Here is a 22,868-nt window from a genome sequence, read left to right on the forward strand (position 1 = left end):
GCCACGTCGAGAACACCATGTCCGCCAGCGATGCCTTGCGTCTTGTCCTGCTTTCCACCCTGTGGGGCATGTCTTTCATCTTCATGCGCGTGGCCGCGCCGGAATTCGGCCCGACCACATTGATTCTGCTGCGCATGGGCATCGGCGCGCTGGTGCTGGCCCCGCTGCTGCTGGGCGCGGGCCGCCTGAAGATGCTGTGGGAACACAAGGGCCCGCTTGCGGTGCTGGGCCTGACCAGTCAGGCACTGCCCTTCTGCCTGCTGGCGCTGGCCACCACCCAGCTGGAGGCCGGCTTCACCTCGCTGATCAACGCCACCACGCCACTGTTCACCGCGCTGCTGGGCATGGCGCTGTTCGCCACGCCGATCCAGAAGCAACAGTATCTGGGACTGGCCGTGGCCTTCAGCGGGGTCTATGTGCTGTCGAGTGACCGCCTCGATTTCCAGCTCGGCGGCGATGGCTGGTTCATCCTCGCCGCCCTGGGGGCGACCTTCTGCTATGGCTTCGCCTCCAATTTCTCGCGCCAGCGTCTGAGTCACCTGCCCTCACCGGTGCTGGCCGCGGGCAGCTCGCTGATGTCGTCCCTGCTGTTGCTGATTCCGGGCCTGTGGATGTGGCCGACAACCAGCGTCAGCCTGGAGGCCTGGGGCAGCGCCATCGCGCTGGCGGTACTCAGCACCAGCCTCGCCTTCCTGATCTTCTTCCGCCTGCTGGCCAGCGCCGGCGCCACCGCGACCACTTCCGTCACCTTCCTGGTACCGGTCAGCGCCCTGCTGTGGGGCAACATGCTGCTCGATGAGGTGATCGATGCGCGCATCCTCACCGGCATGGGCATCACCCTGCTGGGCACCGCCATCGCCACGCGTCTGATTCGCCTGCCGACTCGCCAGAACGTCGCCTGACGGCTGCCGCGCAATGCCAGAAGGCCCGCCCCTGAACGTGAGGTTCATGGGCGGGCCTTCCGGTTTTAGTGCTTTGTGGATCTGGGGAGCTCAGACGCGGGTCATTCGGGTCAATCGAATCAGCCCGCCGCTTCCTCGGCGGCGTCCGCCAGCGCTTCGAAGACACGCGCCACGGCTTCCGCGCCCGGGTCGTTGTGGCCGACCAGATGGGCGGCGGGCACATAGGCGGAGCGTCCGGCGCGTGCCTTGGCCATCTCCGCGGTGGCATCCGCCCCTTGGCGGGCGGCGCGTGCCATCGCGGCCCAGTCGATGCGCTCGCCCTGCATCGACGCCTGCTGCTCACCCTGCACCGACGCCTGCAGTGCGTCCAACGCCGGCAATAGCGCATCCAGCAGGCTGCGGTCCCCGCGCACGGCGCCGCCGTAATGCTGCATCCGCCCCACGCCGTGATCGAGCGCCTCATGCCAGCGCTGCCCCAGCGAGGCAGGTGCACGGGCGTCTGCCTCGCTGGCTTGCGTCTTCCACCGCGTCGCCGCCGCGGTGAACAGGGTCGAGAGCAGCACGCCACTGGAACCGCCCATGCCGTAGGCCAGCTGCTTGCCGATGGAGGTCATCAGCTCGCCACTGTCACCACAGGCCAGCTCACAGTCCTCCAGCGCTTCCAGCACGGCACGGGCACCGCCGGCAAAGGTGGTGCCGGTATCCCCGTCCCCGCTGATGGCATCGAGACGATCGAGATCCACCTCACTGGCCAGCAGGACTTCCAGCACAGCACGCAGCCGCTGCTCGACCTGAGGGTCGCCCGGCAGCGCTACCCTCGCCCGGCCTTCCCGGGCAGCACGCGCCTGGCAATCGGCCTTGGCTCGGGCGCGCTCGGCAAGCGTGGAGGCGTCTTGAACAGCGCGCCCCCCCTCCTGACGAGGCGTGAAATGCGCCAGCGGCACCACCCGCTGAACACCGGGCCAGGCACGCGGCGCACAGCGGGCATCCAGTGCCTCTTCCAGCAAGCCGTCCAGCGGCAACAGCGTCAGCGAGAAGCCGTGCATGTCCAGTGAGGTCATCAGCTGCTGCGGCCCCACCACGGCGTGAATGCCCAGCGCCTTGAGCGACGGATGCGCCAGCGCCTCGTCGAGCAGGACCGCGCGCTCCAATGCCGAGCAGCCACCCAGATCATTGATCATCAGCAGATGGCCGGTGGCGGGCAGGTCACCCCCGGCCTCCTTGCGCGAGTGCCCCTGTATCAGCGCCTCCACTACCTGATCCATCAGGGCATGCACGTCGCAGTCTCCGTCGTGGCTGGCGAACTCCAGCGTGGTGGCGCCCGGCTCGCCATGAATGCCGAGCCCCAGCTCCGGCGCCCGTGGCTCACGCGGCTTGCCGGGATGACGCCCGACATCGAGTGCCATGCCCAGGGTCGAGCAGCTGTCCGCCACCCGGCGCGCCACGGCGGTGACCTCCTCGAGATCCGCGCCGCCTGCCGCCAGTGCCCCGGCGATCTTGTGGACCAGCAAGGTGCCAGCCAGCCCGCGCGGCTGCGGGTTGTCAGGCAGCGCCACATCATCGGCGACGATGACCATCTCGACCTTGAGTCCTTCCTGACGTGCCCGTTCGGCCGCCAGACCGAAATTGAGGCGGTCTCCGGTGTAGTTCTTGACGATCAACAGGGTGCCCGCGTCACCGGTCACCTCTCTGAGCGCCGCGAGCACCGCCTCCACCGTCGGTGAGGCGAACAGCTCGCCACATACCGCCGCGGTGAGCATGCCGGCCCCGACGAAGCCGGCATGCGCGGGCTCATGCCCGGAACCCCCGCCGGAAATCAGCGCGACCTGATCGCGCTGCCAGTCATCGCGCACCACCAGGCGCATGCCGCTGTCCGGCGCGGACAGACGCAGGCCGCTGCCATCAGGGTGCTGCAACTGGGCACTGCCGGAAAGCGCCGCGCCGATGATATCGCCCGACTGATGGAAGAACTGATTGACGCACTGTCGGCCTGTCTCGTTGTGACTCATCCTTCACTCCTTGAGGACCCTCGCCCTGCTGGTGACATGACGCCTGTCATCTCTCTGCCAGTGTCAGTCAACCATTGCCCATGCGGGATTGCCATCCGACATGACGATCAGTCCCGAAGCAGGCAGAGACGACAGGGCGATACCGAGCTGACAGAAGCTCCGAGATGACAGAAGCTCCGAGATGTCAGAAGTTCTGAGAGGCAGTGATAGCACAAGCACATGGCAATGCGGCGTCAGCCTGCCATCCGCGCTGTCACTCGTCGATGACCGGGCGGGTGGCGAGGTCACGCGCAGGCGTGAGAGGGATGGCGCTGTCTGCACGTGTCGCGGCGGAGGCCTGGGCCAGGGTGTCCAGCGGCGAGGCGACGGGGATCTCGGGAGGCAGCCGTGGGGAGGTGCCGGCGGCGTGACGCGCTCTGGAGGAGGAGTCCTGCAAAGCGCTGATGCGGGGCGCCTCGCCGTGCCGCAAGGGGGCATGCAGATGGTAGCCGTGCTTGCCGCTGCGCTTGACGCGATACATCGCCTGATCGGCATATTCCAGTGCGGCCGCGAAGTTGCCGGTGGCGTCTCGGCCGAAGCAGACCCCGATGCTCAGGCCGATGCTGGCCTGCCCCGTGCTGATCTCGAGGGGCTGGCCGAAGCGTGCCAGCCAGCGCCGCACGATCATCTCGATACGCGCCGGTGTCATGCGCGGCAGCTGGAACAGGAACTCATCCCCACCGAAGCGCGCGGCCAGGTGGTGATGGACGCCCAGATGATGCAGCTCTTCATTGAGACCGTGGGCGAGCAATACCAGCACTTCATCGCCAGCACGATGTCCCAGCGCATCATTGACCTGCTTGAAGCCATCCACGTCGATGAACAACAGCGCACTGTCGTCCGCCAGCTGGCGCTTGAACCAGCCATTGATGGCCTGGCGATTGGAAAGTCCCGTCAGTGCATCGGTGCTGGCCAGGGCATTGAGGCGAGTCTCGTAATCCTTCTCGTGGCTGATGTCGGTATGGGTGCCCAGCAGCCGCAGCGCCTTGCCATTCGCGTCACGTTCGACGACTCGCCCCCTGTCCGCGACCCAGGTGATGCTGCCGTCTCGGGCCAGCATGCGATGCACCACCTGATAGACTTCGGTGCGCCCGGCGAGATGGTCCTCGAGATTGGCGAGCACCTCGTCGCGGTCTTCCGGGTGGAGGTGATCTCGCCAGACATCGAAGTGAGCGTTCAACTCGCCGGGCTGATAACCCAGCATGCGCCCCCAGCGATAGTTGAAGATGGTGAGCTTGCCGGTGGGAACTTCCAGCTGCCAGAGACGCAGGCCCGTGCCGTCGAGGGTCGACGACAACTTCTCCTCCAGACTCGCGACACGGCGCTCCAGACGTGCCTTGTCGCGCTCCATCTGCTGGATCGTGGCCTCAAGCGACTGCTCACGTAGACTCTTGCGTGTCATTCCCTCGTCCCCGGTTGACTCCCTGTCCCGCTACCCGTCACCCACCCGGATAGCCTCGCGGGGGAATCACATTCCCGATCCCCCGCGTGATGGCCCAGGCGACATCCCGATGTCGCACCACCTCGGCCTTTGCTGCCTGCATGCCGGTCTGCATGCCCTGTTCACACGCCCGGCCCACACGCCCTGTTCACATGCCCTGTCTGCGCAGGGGGTGCAGGGGCGACGTGTCGCCCCGGTCGCTCGGGGATCAGAGGGCCAGTTCGCCACCCTTGTCCACGGCGCGCTGGAAGGCGGCGCGCGCCCGGATGCGCGCCAGCCAGTCCTGGATGTTCGGATGATTCTTGAGCCCCTGACGCGTATCGAGCGCCTGGATCGGGAAGCTCATCTGGATATCGGCACCGGTCAGGGCGTCACCGGCAAGCCAGGGGCGACGTTCGAGACAGGTATCCATGTAGGTGAGGTGCGCCTTGATTTCCGGGCTGATGAACTTGTCATTGACTCCCTTGGCCAGCAGGCGGGCGACCGGACGGATCAACCATGGCACCGGTGGCTTGTCGAGACGCGAGAACACCAGCCTGAGCATCAGCGGCAACATGGCGGAGCCTTCGGCGAAGTGCAGCCAGAAACGGTAGTCGCGCTCGGCCTGAGTTCCGGGGGCTGGCCTGAGGTGGGCACTCTCCCCACTGCCCTGCGAGCCATAGACATCGATGAGGTATTCGATGATGGCGCCGGACTCCGCGACCACGACAGGTGCTCCCGTGTCACCGGACAGCGTGGTGTCGGTGATCACCGGCGCCTTGCCCAGCGGGTGGATGTCCTTGAGTGCCCGGGGCGCACGCATGTTCCCGGCGTCACGGGCATGGATTTCCAGGCGGTATTCCAGATTCAGCTCTTCCAACAGCCACAGAATGCGCTGCGAGCGTGAGTTTTCCAGATGGTGCACCGTGATCATGTCGTCTCCCTGAATCGTGCTTCCTGAACGCAGGCTTCGATGCCGAGTTCGACGAGGATACCCGCCGGGTACCCATCACGTCGGCTCAGCGTTCGAAGATCGTGTCGCCCAGATCATCGATGGTGCGTTTCGCCTTGAGCACGGTCAGCTCCACGGCGCCGTCTTCTCCCGGCACGGTGTCGGAGCGCTCGAAGCGATGCTCCAGCGTCGCGCCCCCTTCCAGTGGCTTGCGAATCACGCCGGAGACCCGGTACTGCCCTTCGTGCTTCTGTGGCATGGCGACGATGAGGTAACCATTGTATTCGACGGCCTCCGGTTCCTTGACCGGCGCAGGCTCGCCTGCGGAAAACAGTTTCTTGAGCATTCCCAGCATGTTGAAGGATCCTTCGGTGGCCGGCCTCTAGTGTCACCGGCATTCACCTGGAAAAAGTGAAAGAAATGAGAGTTTATGATGAGACCCTCAGCATGCCACGCCCCCGTGCCGGGGGAAATGCGACCTTCCCACCAGACACTAAGCCGCATGCCATCCGGGGCACGCGTACGGGCGTCGCGCTGGCCGCTTGCATGGCACAGATGGCAGAACGCCGGCCCCGTCAGCAGTCCGGGGACTGCCACCAGGGCCGGCGTCTTGATGACCCGACAGACATCGTCATCGGGTCAGATGGGCAGGCGATCTCTCAGCATGCGCATCCGGTGATGCCTTACTCGATGCCACGTCCCTTGCTGGCCGCGATACGCAGGCGCAGGGAGTTCAGCTTGATGAAGCCGGCAGCGTCTTTCTGGTCGTAGGCGCCTGCATCGTCCTCGAAGGTCGCGATGGAGGCGTCGAACAGTGAATCCTCGGACTGACGACCCACGACGATGACGTTGCCCTTGTAGAGCTTGAGACGCACGACGCCGTTGACGACCTTCTGGGACTCATCGATGGCCGCCTGCAGCATGCGACGCTCCGGGCTCCACCAGTAGCCGTTGTACACAAGCTCAGCGTACTTGGGCATCATCTCGTCCTTCAGATGAGCCGCTTCGCGGTCCAGGGTGATGGATTCGATGGCACGGTGAGCACGCATCATGATGGTGCCGCCCGGTGTTTCGTAGCAGCCACGGGACTTCATGCCGACATAACGGTTCTCGACGATGTCGAGACGGCCGATGCCGTTGGCGCCGCCGACCTTGTTCAGGTACTCGAGCACTTCGTGAGCGGCCATTTCCTTGCCATCGATGGCAGTGATGTCGCCCTTGGTGTAGGTCAGGTCGATATAGGTCGCCTCGTTCGGCGCCTGCTCCGGGCTGACGCTCCAGCGCCACATCTCTTCTTCGCACTCGGTCCACGGGTCTTCCAGCACGCCACCTTCATAGGAGATGTGCAGAAGGTTCGCGTCCATGGAGTACGGCGACTTCTTCTTGTTCTTGGCGTAGTCGACTTCGATACCGTGCTGCTCGCAGTATTCCATCAACTTCTCGCGGGAGTTCAGGTCCCACTCACGCCACGGCGCGATGACCTGGATGCCCGGCTTCAGCGCGTAGGCGCCCAGCTCGAAACGCACCTGGTCGTTGCCCTTGCCGGTCGCACCGTGGGAGATGGCGTCAGCGCCGGTCTCGTTGGCGATCTCGACCAGGCGACGCGCGATCAGCGGACGTGCGATGGAGGTGCCCAGCAGGTACTCGCCTTCGTAGATGGCGTTGGCACGGAACATCGGGAAGACGTAATCGCGGACGAAGGTCTCGCGCAGATCCTCGATGTAGATCTCCTTAACGCCGAGGGCTTCCGCCTTGGCACGCGCCGGCTCGACTTCCTCGCCCTGACCGAGATCAGCGGTGAAGGTCACGACTTCACAGTTGTAGGTTTCCTGCAGCCACTTGACGATGACTGAAGTGTCCAGGCCGCCGGAGTAGGCGAGAACGACCTTTTGCACGTCGGACATGCTTGACTCCTGAGTTGATGCTTGTAGTTCCCGCGATGCCACCGCCCGAGGACGGGGACGCAGGTGGGGATGGATCGTACGGTCGCGAGGAAGGCCTGCCCAGCAGGTGGCCGCCCGTTGCCACTCGAATCACGATGTGGGGCCGATTATAGCGAGGCTGGCACCTCACCGATACTGCTGACAGGCGCTGTCATGGGCAGAACGGGACCTGGCGCCCCCCTGCCGGGGCCGCCCTGACGCCTGCGCCGCGACGTGTCCGTATCGCCCTGCTACAATTGCTCTCCTTGAGCGCCGGCGAGACGCACGGCGCAGCACGAGACGCAATGACGGGATTGGAGATCTTGATGACCCAGGCGAGCGAGCGCACGCTGATGGCACAACGCTTCCGTGGCTTCCTGCCAGTGGTGGTGGACCTCGAGACAGGTGGATTCAATGCCGCCGGAGATGCACTGCTCGAGATCGCTGCCGTCACGCTGACCATGGATGACGACGGCAACATGGTGCCGGATGCCACCTACGCCTTTCACGTGGCGCCCTTTGAAGGGGCCAATATCGAGCAGTCGGCACTGGACTTCACCGGGATCGATCTGGACAACCCGGTACGCAAGCAGGTGGCCGTGGCCGAGAATCAGGCACTGGGCGAAATCTTCAGCCCGATACGCAAGGCCATCAAGGCACACGGCTGCACACGTGCGGTGCTGGTCGGTCACAACGCGGCCTTCGATCAGGGCTTCCTGAACGCGGCGGTGGAGCGTTGCGGTATCAAGCGCAATCCGTTCCACCCGTTCTCGTGCTTCGATACCGCCTCGCTTGCGGGTCTGGTCTACGGCCAGACGGTTCTGGCCCGCGCCTGCCGCGCCGCCGGCATCGAGTTCGACAACGCCTCCGCCCACTCGGCGCGCTATGACACCGAGCGCACCGCGGAGCTGTTCTGCGCGATGGTCAATCGCTTCAAGGACCTGGGCGGCTGGGATCTGGCGATGAAGGAACAGGGCATGAACGACGAGGTGCCCGCCTCGCTCGAGACGCCTGCCACCTGACAGCCAGGGGCTTGCCCGGCCCGGCCGTGCATGACAGCCCTGCGAAATCGCCACACGAAAACGCCCCCGCAGCCTGGCTGCGGGGGCGTTTTGTCTGACAGGCTCCGCTCAGATCAGAACATGTCTGACCCGAGGAGACCGATCACTCGGCAGCCGCTTCCTGAGCGGCCTGCTTGATCATCGGTTCCAGCTCGCCGTTCTGGTACATCTCGACCACGATGTCGCAGCCGCCGACCAGCTCGCCGTTGATCCACAGCTGCGGGAAGGTCGGCCAGTTGGCGTACTTCGGCAGCTCCGCACGGATGTCCGGGTTGTCCAGGATGTTGACGAAGGCGAAACGCTCGCCGCACGCCATCACGGCCTGGACGGTCTGGGCGGAGAAACCGCACTGCGGCAGCTGCGGCGTGCCCTTCATGTACAGCAGGATGGGGTTCTCGCCAATCTGCTTCTCGATCGATTCGATGGTGGTGCTCATGTGCAATCCTCGGACGGTGGGCGCAAGGCCCGTGAGTGTCATTCCCTCATTCTACTGAGGGTGAGCCACGAATTCAGCCCCCGATATTGCCCCAGGGCGAGATTGGTGTCTGCAGGGCAGGCCGGCGATGTCGCTGTCGGCAGGCTGACCGGCGCACGCGCGGGGCGAGGCAAGGGCTCTCGATGCCTCGCGAGACGCCTCGGCGTTGCGCCCGCCCGCTCAGCTGGCTAGGATGGCTCTTTTGACAGGCAGCGCCAATCGGGCGCCGTGATCGTCGGCGACTTCCTTCCCTCCGACGCATGGCGCCCTTTTCGATGGTGCTGCCCGAGACCCTGACAGGAGCCCGCTCGATGGCCACCCGGCACTTTCTGACTCTGCTTGACCTTTCTCCGGAAGAACTCGATTACCTGATTCAGCGCGCCATCACCATCAAGGATGGCTTGAAGAAGGAAGGTCCGGTCTACACGCCGTTCGCCAACCGTACCCTGGCGATGATCTTCGAGAAGTCCTCCACGCGCACCCGTGTGTCCTTCGAGACGGCGATGGCCCAGTTCGGCGGCCATGCCCTGTTCCTGTCGCCGCGCGATACCCAGCTGGGCCGTGGTGAGCCGATCGGTGACACCGCGCGCGTGCTCTCCGAGATGGTGGATGGCGTGATGATCCGCACCTTCGCGCACTCCGATATCGAAGCCTTCGCCGATGCCTCCAGCGTGCCGGTCATCAATGCACTCACCGATGACTACCATCCGTGCCAGCTGCTGGCTGACGTGATGACCTGGACCGAGTGCCGTGGCTCCGTGAAGGGCAAGACAGCGGTCTGGATCGGTGATGGCAACAACATGTGCCATTCCTGGATCAACGCCGCACGCCAGTTCGACTTCATCCTGCGCATCTGCTGCCCGGAAGGCTACGAGCCGGACAGCGAGATCGTCGCGGCAGCCGGTCAGCGCGTCAGCATCCACCGCGACCCGCAGGAAGCTGTCCAGGGCGCGGATCTGGTGACCACCGATGTCTGGGCCTCCATGGGCCAGGAAGAGGAGCAGCTCAAGCGCGAAGCCGACTTCGCCGGCTACCAGGTCGATGAAGCCATGCTCGACAAGGCCGCCGATGACGTCATCTTCCTGCACTGCCTGCCGGCACACCGCGGCGAAGAGATCAGCATGGGACTGCTGGATGACCCGCGCGCCGTCGTCTGGCAGGAAGCCGGCAACCGTCTGCACGCCCAGAAGGCATTGCTCGAATTCCTGATGCTGGGTCGTCAGGACTGAATCAGCCCTGCCTGTCGCCGCCTGCATCCATGCCGGCGGCGACATCGTATGCACAGACAGGCGGGCGCGTGAGCTCAGCGCCCGCCCCTGATGCCCTCGCCGGCTGTTCCACTCGCTGCCCTTCTCGTTTTCTGGACCGACCCGCCATCATGCAACCGCTCCTGCAGATTGATTCTCTGGAATGTCGCTACGACACCACCGTGGTGACCCGTGACATCAATTTCTCTCTCAACAAGGGGGATATCGCCTGCCTGCTCGGCCCGTCCGGCTGCGGCAAGACGACCCTGCTGCGCGCGATCGCCGGCTTCGAACCGGTGGCGGTCGGCGAGATTCGCCTCGAGGGAGAAGTACTCTCCAGCGCCACCCAGCTGACGGCGCCGGAAGAGCGCCATGTCGGCATGGTCTTTCAGGATTACGCCCTGTTTCCGCACCTGAGCGTGGCGGACAACGTGGCGTTCGGCGTACGCCGCATGCCGAAGGCCGAGCGCAATGCCAAGGTGGCGGAACTGCTGACGCTGGTCGGTCTGGGGCATCTGGGCGAGCGTTTTCCGCATGAACTCTCGGGCGGACAGCAGCAGCGCGTGGCCCTGGCACGCGCGCTGGCGCCGGAGCCACGCATCCTGCTACTCGACGAGCCGTTCTCGAATCTGGACGTGGAGCTGCGCCGCCAGCTGAGCCAGGAGGTGCGCCGGATTCTCAAGCACCTCGGCATCAGCGCGGTACTGGTCACCCATGATCAGAACGAAGCCTTCGCGATGGCGGACCAGATCGGCGTCATCCATGCCGGGCACCTGCAGCAATGGGATACGCCGTTCAATCTGTATCACGAGCCGGCCACGCGCTTCGTCGCCAACTTCATCGGTCAGGGCTACTTCATCCCCGGCACACTGGCGGACAACGAAAGCGTCTCCACCGAACTCGGGGTGATCCGCGGCAACCGTGCCTATCCGTATGACGCCGGGACACCGGTGGACGTGCTGCTGCGTCCGGATGATCTGGTGCTGGCTGAAGGAGAGGCGGAAACAAGTGATCTCAAGGCGCGCGTGCTCAGCGCGACCTTTGCCGGCACCAGCACCCTGTATCGCCTGGCCTTGCCGTCAGGTCGTGAGGTCGAGGCGGCCTTCAACAGCCATCACGACTATCACCCGGGGGAAGACGTCAGTCTGCGCATTCAGGCCGATCACCTGATTCTGTTCGAACGACTGGAAGACAGCGACGCGGGAATGTGAACGCTTGACAGCCAGCAGTGCGCTGCTGATGCCTGCGTCACCGAAGGCGGCCGACGGCGGGGATGGCCCTGTGAAGGGCAAGAGGCAATGAACCAAAAAAAGCGGCCACCCCGAAGGATGGCCGCTTTTTCCATATTCTGGTGGAGCCTAGCGGGATCGAACCGCTGACCTCAACACTGCCAGTGTTGCGCTCTCCCAGCTGAGCTAAGGCCCCACTGCGCGCTCAAGTTGCGCGCCATACTTCGCAGAGTTGACCCTGCATGCCGGTATGCTGGCATCTCGTGACATGGTGGAGCCTAGCGGGATCGAACCGCTGACCTCAACACTGCCAGTGTTGCGCTCTCCCAGCTGAGCTAAGGCCCCTTGCTCACGATGCAGCGAATACTACAGACCACATGACAAGCCGTCAACCCCTTATTTTTGCAGCGATTTCCCGCGTTCACCGTCACGAAGCACGCTGATGAAGGGTGGTCATCTTGCATGCGACGCACGGGATGACAGTGGCATCGACAAGCCCATGGCCAATGGGTACATTGAAAGCCATACTAACTAACACGCCTGATGACATCTTTACTGGAGCCGCCTTGATCAAGGTTCTTGTCGCTGATGACCACCACCTGGTGCGTACCAGCATCGTCCGTACCATTGAGCTAGAGGATGGGCTCAAGGTGATTGCAGAAGCCTCGGATGGCGAAACCGCGATCAAACTCTGCCGTGAGCACAGTCCGGATATCGTGCTGATGGACATTCGCATGCCCGGCGTCGATGGACTTGAAGCCACGCGCAAGATCGTTCGCAGCCTGCCGGAAGTTCGCGTGATCGTCCTGACCGCCTATCTCGAGGAATCCTTCGCCAAACGCCTGCTGGAAGCAGGGGCCTTCGGTTTCATCTCCAAGGGCACGCCCTTCGATGAAATGATTCGCGCCATTCGCCGAGTCGCCGGTGGCGAACGCTACCTGACCCCGGAGATCGCGCAACGCCTGGTGTTCTCGGGCATGGACACCGGGTGCAGCAATCCCTTCGAGCAGCTCTCGACCCGCGAGATGCAGGTGGCGCTGATGATCGTCAACTGTCATCGCGTCAACGAGATCTCCGACCGCCTTCACCTGAGCCCCAAGACCGTCAATACCTATCGCTATCGCATCTTCGAGAAGCTGGGCGTGACCAGTGACGTCGAGATGACGCATCTGGCCATGCGCCATCAATTGCTCGACGACTATGCTCTCGAGGCTCGGCCGCTGTCGGATTGAGCCACGCAGGCGACAGCGAAGTGATTCGCTGACGGGAAAGCCCACGGCCCGATGACACCATCCCCCAGGGGAGGCATCGTCGGGCCGTGGGCTTTTTTCCGATCGTCTTGCTGGCCTTTCCTTCTCTCCACTGGCATCTCTCCACTGGCATCTCTCCACTGGCATCTCTCCACGGGCATCGCTCGCCTGGCATCTCTCGATGGGCATGGCGGCGCCCGACATCGCCGGGCATCCCACCCCGCCGCGTCTCCTGCCCCCTTGCTGCGCGGGACACCCGCCCCAATCTGATCTGTTTGCCTGCCGATGCGCATTGCCCCTGAAGACAGCCACGGCACCTGAAGATGGACATGCAGCTCCCTTGATCGGGCCTTCGGCTTGTTTGATAGACTGGCGACATCTCCGAACGAGGAACCCCATGGCCAAGCAGCATCCCGATTCCACGCCACCGGAATCCGCCAACGAGTCCAACGCGAACCGCGAGCGCAGTGACGCCGCTCGGGTGTCCAGTCGTCTGATCACCAGCGATGCCTCCGCCCCGGCGGCCGAGGCGAATGATTTCGATCCGCGCCACTTCCTCAAGCATGTCAGTGATGCGCCCGGCATCTATCGCATGCTGGATACCGCCGGCGAGGTGCTCTATGTCGGCAAGGCAAAGCGCTTGAAGGCACGCCTCTCCAGCTATTTCCGCAATACCGGCCTGAATGCAAAGACCCAGGCACTGGTCGGGCGCATCGCGGATGTCCAGGTCACCATCACTCGCAGCGAAACGGAAGCGCTGCTGCTTGAGCAGACCCTGATCAAGGAGCTGCGCCCGCCGTACAACATCCTGCTGCGCGACGACAAGTCCTACCCTTACGTCTTCATCAGCCAGCATCACGACTATCCGGCGCTGGAGTTCAAGCGCGTGCGCCACAAGCGCAACGATGGCCGGTATTTCGGCCCCTATCCCAGCAGCGTGGCAGTGCGGGAATCGCTGACGTTGATGCAGAAGATCTTCCGGCTGCGCAATTGCGAGGATTCGGTATTCGCGCATCGTGAGCGTCCGTGCCTGCAATATCAGATCAACCGCTGCACTGCGCCGTGCGTCGATTACATCAGCAAGCAGGATTATCGTCGCGACATGGAACACGCGGTGATGTGCCTGAACGGCCAGAGCGATCAGGTCACCGATGAGCTGAGTCGGGCGATGGAAGATGCGGCCATGCGCCTGGAATTCGAGGAGGCGGCACGCCTGCGCGATCAGGTCGCCCAGCTGCGTCGGATGCAGGAGAAGCAATATGTCGATACCGGCACCGGCAATGCCGACATTCTGGCACTCGCCGAGCGCCCGGGTGGACTGTGCATCAGCGTGCTGTCAGTCCGCCAGGGGCGCATGCTCGGAGCGCGTCATTTCTCGCCGGGCAACGGACTGGACCTCACCAGCAGCGAGCTGTTGACCGGCTTCGTCAGTCAGTACTACTTGGGTCAGGATCGCGAGATGCCCGATGAGGTACTCACCTCACTGGCACTCGAGGATGCCCCGCTGGTGGAAGGTGCACTGAGCGAGAAAGCCGGTCGCCGCGTTCGCGTGGCACACCAGGTACGTGGCCATCGCGCCCAGTGGCTCACGCTGGCACAGACCAACGCCGAGCAGTATCTGGCCACTCAGCTGGCCAGCCGCCAGCAGCTCTCCAATCGCTTTCTGTCATTGCGCGATGCTCTGGGACTCGCGGAAGTGCCCAAGCGCCTGGAGTGCTTCGACATCTCCCACAGCCACGGCGAGGCGACCGTGGCCAGCTGCGTGGTGTTCGATCACGAGGGCCCCATCAAGTCGGATTATCGACGCTTCAACATCGAGGGAGTGACGGCCGGTGATGACTACGCCGCCATGCAGCAGGCGCTGACGCGACGTTTCAAGCGTCTGCAGGAGGGAGAAGGCAAGCGCCCTGACATCCTGCTGGTCGATGGCGGCAAGGGTCAGCTCAACATGGCGCGTGAGGTCTTCGTGTCGCTCGGCGTGACCGACATCATCCTGCTCGGGGTCGCCAAGGGCACCACGCGCAAGGCCGGCCTGGAGACGCTGTTCATCGAGACGGTGCATGACACCCTGGATCTCGACAGCCATTCACCGGCGCTGCACTTGATCCAGCATATCCGTGATGAATCGCACCGCTTCGCGATTGCCGGCCACCGCGCCAAGCGTGACAAGGCGCGCCGCACCTCGAGCCTCGAGGGCATCGCGGGGGTCGGGCCCAAGCGCCGCCGGGAACTGCTCAAGTTCTTCGGGGGACTCCAGGGGGTCAAGCAGGCCTCCAAGCCGGAACTGGCGCGGGTGCCCGGCATCAGCGAATCCCTTGCCGAGGTGATCCATCAGGCACTGCACGGCTGACCGATCATGCAGCAGGGGATGCATCGACACCCCACGCCGACCTCTGTCGCCCTCAGCCTGCCGCACAGGCAGGGGTAACGGAAGTCGGCTTGAATATCCTGCGGTTTGGCATGGCTGAATACCTCACCGGCAGGCTAGAATAGACGACTTGTGCGGCGCTAGCGGAGCGATCTGCCCTTTCGGGGCGTCGCCCTTGATTTCGCCCAGCCACCCGACGCTTCATGCAAGGACTCGTGCCGTCACGATGAGCATTCCCAATATCCTGACTCTGATCCGCATCCTGTTCATTCCGCTGCTGGTGGTGTGCTTCTATCTGCCATATGACTGGAGCCTGCCCGTCACCGCCCTGCTGTTCGCCCTGGCGGCAGTGACCGACTGGTTCGATGGCTATCTCGCGCGACGCTGGAATCAGACGACGCCCTTCGGCGCCTTCCTGGACCCGGTGGCTGACAAGCTGATGGTCGCCGTGGCATTGGGACTGTTGATCGAACGCTACGACAGCCTGTGGATGACGATTCCCAGCTTGATCATCATCGGTCGCGAGATCGTCATCTCTGCACTGCGCGAATGGATGGCCGAGATCGGCAAGCGCGGCAGCGTGGCAGTCTCGTGGGTCGGCAAGCTGAAGACCGCTGCCCAGATGCTCGCCCTGTTCATGCTGCTGTACTTCTCCCCAGGCAGTCTCGGGGGCGATGCCGGCCTCGGCCTGCTGTATATCTCCGCTGCCCTGACGTTGTGGTCGATGATCAGTTACCTGCGTGCGGCATGGCCGGAACTGATACGTTCCGTCTGACACGTGGCACATGTTCAGCATGACGAATGTTCAGTACGACACGGGCCCAGCAAGTTGCCCGACTGGCAGAGGCCAGTTCTCGAGACGCCCACCCGCCCTTTCGGCAGGTGGGCGTCGTCGTTTCCGGCCACCAGGTCTGCGAGACATTTTTTCATTAACTGTTTGACAGCATGGGAATTATCCGTATAATTCGACCTCGAGTTCAGCGGGAATAGCTCAGTGGTAGAGCACAACCTTGCCAAGGTTGGGGTCGCGAGTTCGAATCTCGTTTCCCGCTCCAATGAAACAGGTGGCCTTGACGGCACTTCGACATTGACTCAATTCTCTTGTGCAATGCGCAGAGAAACCTCGGATCAGACATCAGTTTCGACTGACATCTCGATCATTGAGGCTGGATGGCAGAGTGGTCATGCAGCGGACTGCAACTCCGTGTACGCCGGTTCGATTCCGACTCCAGCCTCCATTTCAGAACGCCTGACATCCCCTGTCCTGCACTGAAATGGACAAGACACCTTACCTCCTGGTCGTCTTGCTTTTCTACTTTATCCATCTCGTTTCATCTGTTGAATCACTGACACTCCCTGTCGGTCTTCTCTGATTTTCGCCTTCAGTACCTGCATCATTTCCCGCTGGTCTTTTCATCCCTCATCCTTGCCTGAGCCCCTGTCGCACACGTCTTGCGCAGAGGATTCATTGCGCCTGTCCGCTCTGATGCCCGAACGCGCGTCATGTGCACCACTGCCCTCAGTGATGAGGCAAAGGGATTGCAGAACAAACAGTTAACCCTCGTATGTCACGCATTAAAGTTGACCTTGTTCTGAAATATGCTAAGTTATGCGCCAGTCTGCGCGGCCATGGTGGAATCGGTAGACACCGGAGACTTAAAATCTCCTGCCTTCGGGCGTGCCGGTTCGAGTCCGGCTGGCCGTACCATCGCTTCAGGCAGCACCACGCCAAGCAGGACAGACTCAAGCAGCATTCAAGAGCGTCGCCATGTCATGTTCATCATGTCCGGGCGGCGCTTTTTCATGCCTGTCGTCCAGAAACCTCGCCAGATGCCACCCCCTGCTGAGCTGCCATTACCTGCTCGATACTCACCGCCAGGTGCCCTGTGCGATTGAATTGGCTTCTCTGCTCCCCAAGGTCTATTTCCTCTGAGCCCACGTGAGTGTGCATCATCTCATTGCCGCATCACCTCATTGCCGCCCACCTCATTGCCGCCTCATGAAATGGCCGAAGGAACTCCCCATGTCCGACGATTCGCCCCACCGCCCTGCCGCCCAGTTCATCGCTTCCCGTGATGTGGCACAGGAAATCTGTCGAGAAGCCTGCGAACACATCCATACCCTGTCAGCCCCCCGCATTCTGGTACTGGCCATGCTGGGCGGCGCCTTCATCACCATGGGGGCGCTGTTTTCCATCCTGCTGTCGACCGGGGTCGAGACGCATGGCTTGCAGCTGCTGCTTCAGGGGGTCGGGTTCTCGGTCGGCTTCTTCCTCGTCATCCTGACCGGCGCCGCCCTCTTTACCGAGGCCAATGTCATTCTGCCGGTCAGTGCGCTCAACTGCTCCCGCAGTGACATGCTGCGACACGGTCTGAAGTTCTGGGTACTGGCCTGGATAGGCAATCTGCTCGGCACGATGCTGACAGGCTGGGTGATCTCGGTGGCACAGGTCTACTCCCCCCAGCACTATCAGCTGCTGGCCGAACTGGTGGCGAAGAAGATGCACTATCAACAGACAGGAGGTGCCGAAGGCTGGTTCTCGCTGGTGCTGTCGGGAATGCTGGGCAACTGGATGGTCGGGATGGCGGCATTTCTCGCCGTGATGGGCAGGACCATCATCGACAAGTTCGTGCCCATCGTGCTGGCCGTCAGTCTGTTCGTGGCAGGCAACTTCCAGCACAGCCCGGCCAACATGGCCTATTTCTCGATGATCATGCCGACGGGAGAAGGCCCCGGCTGGTGGGACGCCATGCGCTGGAACATCCTGCCGGCAGGCATCGGCAACCTGCTGGGCGGCAGCCTGCTGGTCGCGCTGCCATTGTGGTACGGACTGCGTCCGAAACGGTGTGAGTGACAGGCCGGGGTACGCCGTCATGGCGCTCTCCCCGTGATGCTGGCGCGCAGATGCGCCTGCTTCGATGGCTACATGCGACTACACTGAAATGTGTCACATCGCTGTCAGAGTGGCTGTGTGACCCACTCCCCCACCACGCTCACGTGCAGGAGCCCAACATGCTGACATTGCTCAAGAGTCCCGCTGATCACGTCGTCGCCCTGCGGCTGGAAGGCAGCATCGATCAGGCGTCGCTCGCTCCCGTGATCCGCGAATGTGATGAGCGCCTCGCGCGCCATGAGCGCATCTCGTTGCTGGTGGAAATCGAGCGCTTCGGGCTGATCACGCCGGCCGCGCTGCTCAACGATATCGGCTACGCCCTGCGTCATCTTGGCGACTTCGAACGCGAGGCCATCATCAGCAAGGCCGAGTGGTTGCGTCACGTCACCGAATTCAGCAAGCATCTGGTGCGCTCCATCGAAGTCCGCCACTTCTCGCCTGCCGAGCGAGAAGCCGCCTATGCCTGGGTGGCCGAGTCACCCCGTGGCAGCACTCCGAGCACCGATCCGCACGCCTCGGCAGAAGCCCGCCATCAGCACGACGAGGCCTGACAGCCTCCAGTCCGCACCTTGCTCCCTCGCCCTACGGCTTTCAGGGCAAGGTGCGGGTCAGCACCAGTCCCGCCAGCAGCATCACTCCCATCGCCATGGCCCACAGCGTCATCGCGCGCTCCACGGCGGGACGCTCAGGCACACGCAGCAGCTGGTACACGGTGATCAACGGCAGCATGTAGCGCGTCTCGATCAATTCCCGCGTGCAGATCATCAGCGCGAGCATCACCAGCAGCAGCCCACCATGCCCCAGTCTCAACGGTGCTCTCAGCCACCAGAAGGCCACGCTGGTGGACATCAGCAGGGTGATCCAGCGCGCGACCGGGTGCTCGTTCCACCACATCAGCCAGACATTGCGAATCGTCCAGCGCTGGAAGTTGTAGTCATGGGTCAGCTCGAAGCTCATTGCCAGCACCAGCCACAGGCCGACCGCCAGCAGCAGCAACGGCATTCCTCGCCGCCATCCCTCCCGCGAACATGCACGCTTCACCCCCTGCCATTGACGCGGCAGGTCCGAAAGCCACAGCGGCAGGAACACCATGCCGATCACCGCCAGGTAATAGCCGAGATTGCCGGTGTGCCAACCGGCCTGATGGCGCGTGGTGTCTCCCATGGCGATGCCGCCATTCCAGAGAAGGAAGCCGAGAAAGGCGACCACCGGTAGCCCGAGCACCCACCACCAGTTGATGAACAGTGCCCACCAGGTGGAGAGCCGAGAGAGCGGCGCGCGCAAGGGAGTCGCCAGTCCTGCCATCCGCGCCTCGCTCACGGCCTTGTGATGGGTCAGACACAGCAGCAGGCCGCCCCACAACCCCAGCAGCACGATGCTGTCCTGACGCAACCCCAATCCCGCCATGATCAATACCAGCAGCAGCAGACGCTGTTCTCGCACCAGTGCGACGAGCTGCAACGCGACCAGCGCGATGATCCAGGGGTCGGTATACACCAGCGCCAGATAGGGAAAGATGATCGGCAGCCACAGCCACTGCCAGCACTGACGGCTGGCCTGGTGACGAGCGTCGTGCGCCTCCAGCGAAGGAGCGAGACGCCGGTAGCCCTGCGGCAATGCCCGCCAGAGGAGGAACGCCATGACGCTGAAGCCCACCAGCGAAAGACCGCGCACCCAGTCCACCGACGGCATCTGTGGCCAGCGTCCCGTCATGGTGGCTGTCGCCAGCGGCAGATTCAGCCAGTCCCCGAGCGTCTGGAGCGTCATCAGTACCAGCGCCATGCTGGCGTGATAGAGCGTCAGCGTGGTCAGCTTGGGATGCTGATGCCAGTCGCCCTCCAGAAACTGGCGGATCTGCGCGAAATGGACTCCCTCATCGACGAAGGGAATCGGCAGATGGCGGCTCACCAGCCACAGGGAAAGCCCCAGACATGACACCAGCACCATCAGCACCAGAGCGGTCCGCCACCGCGGGTGTCGTCTGACGGGCGCGCATCCTGCGTGATGATCCTGTGACGCCATGTCCACCTCTCCTTGTGCGACCCTCCCCGTCACCTGACGAGGCAGTCTTCGTCCTGCAGTGCCCTCATGCCTCTGACACAGGACGCCCTGCGCCCTGCACCAGTATCGGCAGGCCGGCGCACTTTTTTCCAGTCTGTCGCAGCACTTTGCCCCACAAAGCCTCGCGGCAGTACAATGCCCCCAGTCTGCTTCGCTGATACGCCCGCCGTTGGCGTGCCGAAGTCCTGCCTGTTCTTGCTTCGCGATTGCGAAGCGTACCGATCAAAGCGACAAGTCGAGGGATCGCTGAGCCCATGCGTGCCAGTCAACTGCTGATTTCCACTCTCAAGGAAACCCCGTCCGATGCTGAAGTCATAAGCCACCAGCTGATGCTGCGTGCCGGCTTCATTCGTCGCCTGACCTCCGGGCTCTACACCTGGATGCCGCTGGGTCTGCGCACCATGCGCAAGGTCGAGCGCATCGTCCGTGAAGAGATGGACCGCGCCGGCGGCCAGGAAGTGCTGATGCCCGCCGTGCAACCTGCCGAGCTCTGGCAGGAATCCGGTCGCTGGGAACAGTACGGCCCGGAGCTGCTGCGTGTCGTTGATCGTCATCAGCGCGACTACTGCGTCGGCCCGACCCACGAGGAAGTCATCACCGACCTCGCGCGTCGCGAGCTGAACAGCTACAAGCAGCTGCCGGCCAACTTCTATCAGATCCAGACCAAGTTCCGTGACGAGATTCGTCCGCGCTTCGGTGTGATGCGCTCCCGTGAGTTCATCATGAAGGATGCCTATTCCTTCCACCTGAGCGAAGACTCGCTGAAGGACACCTATCAGGTAATGTACGACACCTACGTGCGCATCTTCACGCGCCTGGGTCTCGACTTCCGCCCCGTCATCGCCGACAACGGCTCCATCGGTGGTACCGGCTCCCACGAATTCCACGTGCTGGCCGATTCCGGAGAAGACGCCATCGCCTTCTCTACCGGCTCCGACTTCGCTGCCAACATCGAGAAGTGCGAGGCTCTGCCCGCACCGCTGGGCGAGACGCCGCAACGCGCCGCACCGACTCAGGACATGCAGCTGGTCGATACGCCGAATGCCAAGACCATCGCCGCCCTCGTCGAGCAGCATGGCCTGGCCATCGAGAAGACCGTCAAGACGCTGATCGTCAAGGCGGCCGAAGGTGTCGAGGGAGGGCTGGTCGCGCTGATGGTACGCGGTGATCACGAGCTCAACGAGATCAAGGCCGAACACCTGCCACAGGTCGCCGAGCCGCTGACCATGGCCAGCGACGAGGAAGTGCGTGCCGCCGTCGGCGCCGGCTTCGGCTCGCTGGGTCCGGTGGGACTCGAGATGCCGATCATCATCGATCGCAGCGTCGCTCTGATGAGCGACTTCGGTGCCGGTGCCAACATCGAAGGCAAGCACCACTTCGGCCTCAACTGGGAGCGCGACCTGCCGCTGCCGGAAGTCGCCGATATCCGCAATGTCGTCGCGGGTGACCCGTCACCGGACGGTCACGGCGTGATCGACATCGCGCGCGGTATCGAAGTGGGTCATATCTTCCAGCTGGGCACCAAGTACTCCGATGCCATGAACGCCACCGTACTCGACGAGAACGGCAAGGCCAAGCCGCTGTGGATGGGCTGCTATGGCATCGGCGTGACCCGCGTGGTGGCCGCGGCCATCGAACAGGGCAACGACAAGGGCGGCATCGTGCTGCCGGAAGCCATCGCACCCTTCCAGATCGCCATCGTGCCGATGAATGCCCACAAGTCCGTGCGCGTCAGCGAGACCTCCGAGCGCGTCTATCAGGCGCTGACCGCCGCAGGCTACGATGTCCTGCTGGATGATCGTGACCTGCGTCCGGGCAACAAGTTCGCCGATGGCGAATTGCTGGGCATTCCGCATCGTCTGGTGATCGGTGATCGCGGTCTCGACAACGGCGAGTATGAGTACAAGGGCCGCACGGACGCGGACGCGACCATGGTCCCCGTCGACAACCTGATGGACTTCCTGGCCGAGCGCAGCGGCAAGTAAGTCTCAGCTGCCGCCCAGGGTGCTCCCTTGACGCGAAGCACGACAGCCCGCTCCCCTCTCGGGGGCGGGCTGTCGTCGTTTCAGGCGGCTGATTGACTGGGTCATTAACGTCAACGCCGCGAACACGGCATAATGCCGGCATGACCGATACGCAGGGACTGCGCATGACCACACCACGCCCCGAAGGCGCTCGTACTCCACACCATCAACGCCTGCTCCGCCACCTGGCGGGAGCAGCCTGTCTCGTGGTGGGCAGCATGGTGGCCATGCTGCAGAGCGCGCCCCTCCATGCTGCGGCCGCCATCCCCGAGCACGGCCTCTCTCCGGCACTGCGTGAAAGCCTGAGAGAAGCGCTGGCAGAGCCTGAAGCCTTCGACGACCCCATCGATGCCCTGCACTGGGTGCTGAGCATGCAGCAGCGTCTGGAGCGCTACATGCCCGATCGCGCCGCCCGGATCGACCTGCTGCGCAAGATCCGCCGCGAAGCCACCCGCACGGGGCTGGCACCGGAGCTGATTCTGGCCGTGATCCAGGTGGAAAGCGCCTTCAAGCCGACGGCGGTATCCCATGCCGGCGCACGAGGGCTGATGCAGGTGATGCCATTCTGGAAGCGCGAGATCGGCGAGCCGGGCGACAACCTGCTCGACCAGGACACCAGCCTGCGCTACGGCGCCACCATCCTCGCCCACTACCTCAAGCGTGAGAAGGGCGACATCACCGATGCACTGGCCCGCTACAATGGCAGCCTCGGCAAGACCTGGTACCCGGAACGGGTGATGCGCGCCTGGACCACCCGCTGGTGGTATCAGGCCCCCGCTCCCTTCGTCGCCGAGCGCCTGCCGGACAATGAAATGCCCGGAGAGAACACGCCCGAGCTTCCTGATACGGCCCACGACGAGCGCAGGGTGGCACCACAGGACGCCTTGGCGACGGAGGCCATCCTGAGCGCCAATACCACCGGCAACCCGCTGTCAGACGAAGAGGCGCTGGATGCGCCTGCCAGTCGCTCTCTGGCCGCCGGTGGCAGCCCCTGAGCCACGCCATGTCGCAGCCGT

At 63.5% G+C, this 22,868-nt stretch carries 18 protein-coding genes and 5 tRNA genes; 14 read left to right on the plus strand and 9 right to left on the minus strand.

From position 1 onward, the window contains the following. Positions 1–17: 17 nt before the first annotated feature. Entirely contained in the window at positions 18–902 is an 885-nt protein-coding gene (locus QD172_RS07105) for a DMT family transporter (protein WP_279855342.1), read from the plus strand. Positions 903–1,021: 119 nt separating this feature from the next. Here the strand turns inward: QD172_RS07105 and QD172_RS07110 are convergent, their stop codons facing one another. The 5 genes from QD172_RS07110 to QD172_RS07130 all read right to left on the minus strand — a co-directional run bounded on the left by QD172_RS07110 (position 1,022) and on the right by QD172_RS07130 (position 7,268). Continuing rightward, a complete protein-coding gene (locus QD172_RS07110) occupies positions 1,022–2,911 on the minus strand; it encodes a dihydroxyacetone kinase subunit DhaK (RefSeq protein ID WP_279855343.1) in 1,890 nt (629 codons plus the stop codon). 253 nt (positions 2,912–3,164) lie between these two features. Continuing rightward, positions 3,165–4,352 carry a sensor domain-containing diguanylate cyclase gene (locus QD172_RS07115; RefSeq protein WP_279855344.1) on the minus strand — a complete coding sequence of 396 codons (1,188 nt, stop codon included), beginning with the start codon at positions 4,350–4,352 and terminating at the stop codon, positions 3,165–3,167. A 247-nt stretch (positions 4,353–4,599) separates the two neighbouring features. After that, positions 4,600–5,304 (minus strand): glutathione S-transferase, encoded by a 705-nt coding sequence (locus QD172_RS07120; protein ID WP_279855345.1) that lies wholly within the window; start codon positions 5,302–5,304, stop codon positions 4,600–4,602. A gap of 85 nt (positions 5,305–5,389) precedes the next feature. Beyond that, entirely contained in the window at positions 5,390–5,677 is a 288-nt protein-coding gene (locus QD172_RS07125) for an HlyU family transcriptional regulator (protein ID WP_347882026.1), read from the minus strand. Between the two features lie 328 nt (positions 5,678–6,005). Beyond that, the gene (locus QD172_RS07130; protein ID WP_255303132.1) at positions 6,006–7,268 is read right to left on the minus strand and encodes an argininosuccinate synthase; all 1,263 of its coding nucleotides are present in this window, start codon (positions 7,266–7,268) and stop codon (positions 6,006–6,008) included. A 302-nt stretch (positions 7,269–7,570) separates the two neighbouring features. Between QD172_RS07130 and rnt the strand changes: the two genes are divergently transcribed. Next, complete coding sequence (rnt, locus tag QD172_RS07135; protein ID WP_077375652.1) at positions 7,571–8,266, plus strand: ribonuclease T; 696 nt, start codon at positions 7,571–7,573, stop codon at positions 8,264–8,266. 142 nt (positions 8,267–8,408) lie between these two features. On the opposite strand, the gene grxD is transcribed toward rnt, so the two are convergent. Beyond that, positions 8,409–8,741: a Grx4 family monothiol glutaredoxin gene (grxD, locus tag QD172_RS07140; RefSeq protein WP_077374932.1), complete on the minus strand. Its 333-nt coding sequence runs from the start codon at positions 8,739–8,741 to the stop codon at positions 8,409–8,411. Between the two features lie 350 nt (positions 8,742–9,091). On the opposite strand from grxD, the gene argF reads away from it, so the two are divergent. Together argF and QD172_RS07150 are read left to right on the plus strand one after the other, a co-directional pair. Beyond that, positions 9,092–10,009 (plus strand): ornithine carbamoyltransferase, encoded by a 918-nt coding sequence (gene argF / locus QD172_RS07145; RefSeq protein WP_077374935.1) that lies wholly within the window; start codon positions 9,092–9,094, stop codon positions 10,007–10,009. A gap of 149 nt (positions 10,010–10,158) precedes the next feature. Continuing rightward, positions 10,159–11,238 carry an ABC transporter ATP-binding protein gene (locus tag QD172_RS07150; RefSeq protein WP_217622058.1) on the plus strand — a complete coding sequence of 360 codons (1,080 nt, stop codon included), beginning with the start codon at positions 10,159–10,161 and terminating at the stop codon, positions 11,236–11,238. A 138-nt stretch (positions 11,239–11,376) separates the two neighbouring features. Here QD172_RS07150 and QD172_RS07155 read toward each other — a convergent pair. Both QD172_RS07155 and QD172_RS07160 read right to left on the minus strand, forming a co-directional pair. After that, positions 11,377–11,452: transfer RNA gene (locus tag QD172_RS07155), tRNA-Ala, on the minus strand. Between the two features lie 73 nt (positions 11,453–11,525). Further along, positions 11,526–11,601: transfer RNA gene (locus tag QD172_RS07160), tRNA-Ala, on the minus strand. 221 nt (positions 11,602–11,822) lie between these two features. Between QD172_RS07160 and uvrY the strand changes: the two genes are divergently transcribed. The 8 genes from uvrY to QD172_RS07200 all read left to right on the plus strand — a co-directional run bounded on the left by uvrY (position 11,823) and on the right by QD172_RS07200 (position 18,318). Beyond that, entirely contained in the window at positions 11,823–12,488 is a 666-nt protein-coding gene (gene uvrY, locus QD172_RS07165) for a UvrY/SirA/GacA family response regulator transcription factor (protein WP_077374938.1), read from the plus strand. Positions 12,489–12,903: 415 nt separating this feature from the next. Continuing rightward, positions 12,904–14,856, plus strand: coding sequence for an excinuclease ABC subunit UvrC (gene uvrC / locus QD172_RS07170; RefSeq protein WP_077374942.1), 1,953 nt, complete (start codon positions 12,904–12,906; stop codon positions 14,854–14,856). Positions 14,857–15,100: 244 nt separating this feature from the next. Next, positions 15,101–15,649: a CDP-diacylglycerol--glycerol-3-phosphate 3-phosphatidyltransferase gene (pgsA, locus tag QD172_RS07175; RefSeq protein WP_077374945.1), complete on the plus strand. Its 549-nt coding sequence runs from the start codon at positions 15,101–15,103 to the stop codon at positions 15,647–15,649. A gap of 205 nt (positions 15,650–15,854) precedes the next feature. Further along, positions 15,855–15,929: transfer RNA gene (locus tag QD172_RS07180), tRNA-Gly, on the plus strand. Between the two features lie 109 nt (positions 15,930–16,038). Then, positions 16,039–16,112, plus strand: a tRNA-Cys gene (locus QD172_RS07185). A 385-nt stretch (positions 16,113–16,497) separates the two neighbouring features. Further along, positions 16,498–16,582: transfer RNA gene (locus QD172_RS07190), tRNA-Leu, on the plus strand. 315 nt (positions 16,583–16,897) lie between these two features. Next, the gene (locus QD172_RS07195) at positions 16,898–17,728 is read left to right on the plus strand and encodes a formate/nitrite transporter family protein (protein WP_279855346.1); all 831 of its coding nucleotides are present in this window, start codon (positions 16,898–16,900) and stop codon (positions 17,726–17,728) included. Positions 17,729–17,886: 158 nt separating this feature from the next. Next, on the plus strand, positions 17,887–18,318 hold the full coding sequence (locus QD172_RS07200; RefSeq protein ID WP_167592971.1) for an STAS/SEC14 domain-containing protein: 432 nt from the start codon (positions 17,887–17,889) through the stop codon (positions 18,316–18,318). A 40-nt stretch (positions 18,319–18,358) separates the two neighbouring features. On the opposite strand, the gene QD172_RS07205 is transcribed toward QD172_RS07200, so the two are convergent. Further along, a complete protein-coding gene (locus QD172_RS07205) occupies positions 18,359–19,789 on the minus strand; it encodes a hypothetical protein (protein WP_279855347.1) in 1,431 nt (476 codons plus the stop codon). 293 nt (positions 19,790–20,082) lie between these two features. Here QD172_RS07205 and QD172_RS07210 point away from each other — a divergent pair, with 293 nt between their 5' ends. Beyond that, entirely contained in the window at positions 20,083–21,813 is a 1,731-nt protein-coding gene (locus QD172_RS07210; protein WP_077374956.1) for a proline--tRNA ligase, read from the plus strand. A gap of 164 nt (positions 21,814–21,977) precedes the next feature. Beyond that, positions 21,978–22,847, plus strand: a complete 870-nt coding sequence (locus QD172_RS17350; protein ID WP_347882027.1) for a lytic transglycosylase domain-containing protein — start codon at positions 21,978–21,980, stop codon at positions 22,845–22,847. Positions 22,848–22,868: the final 21 nt, after the last annotated feature.

Source organism: Cobetia sp. 10Alg 146 (assembly GCF_029846385.1).
GTDB lineage: Bacteria > Pseudomonadota > Gammaproteobacteria > Pseudomonadales > Halomonadaceae > Cobetia > Cobetia marina.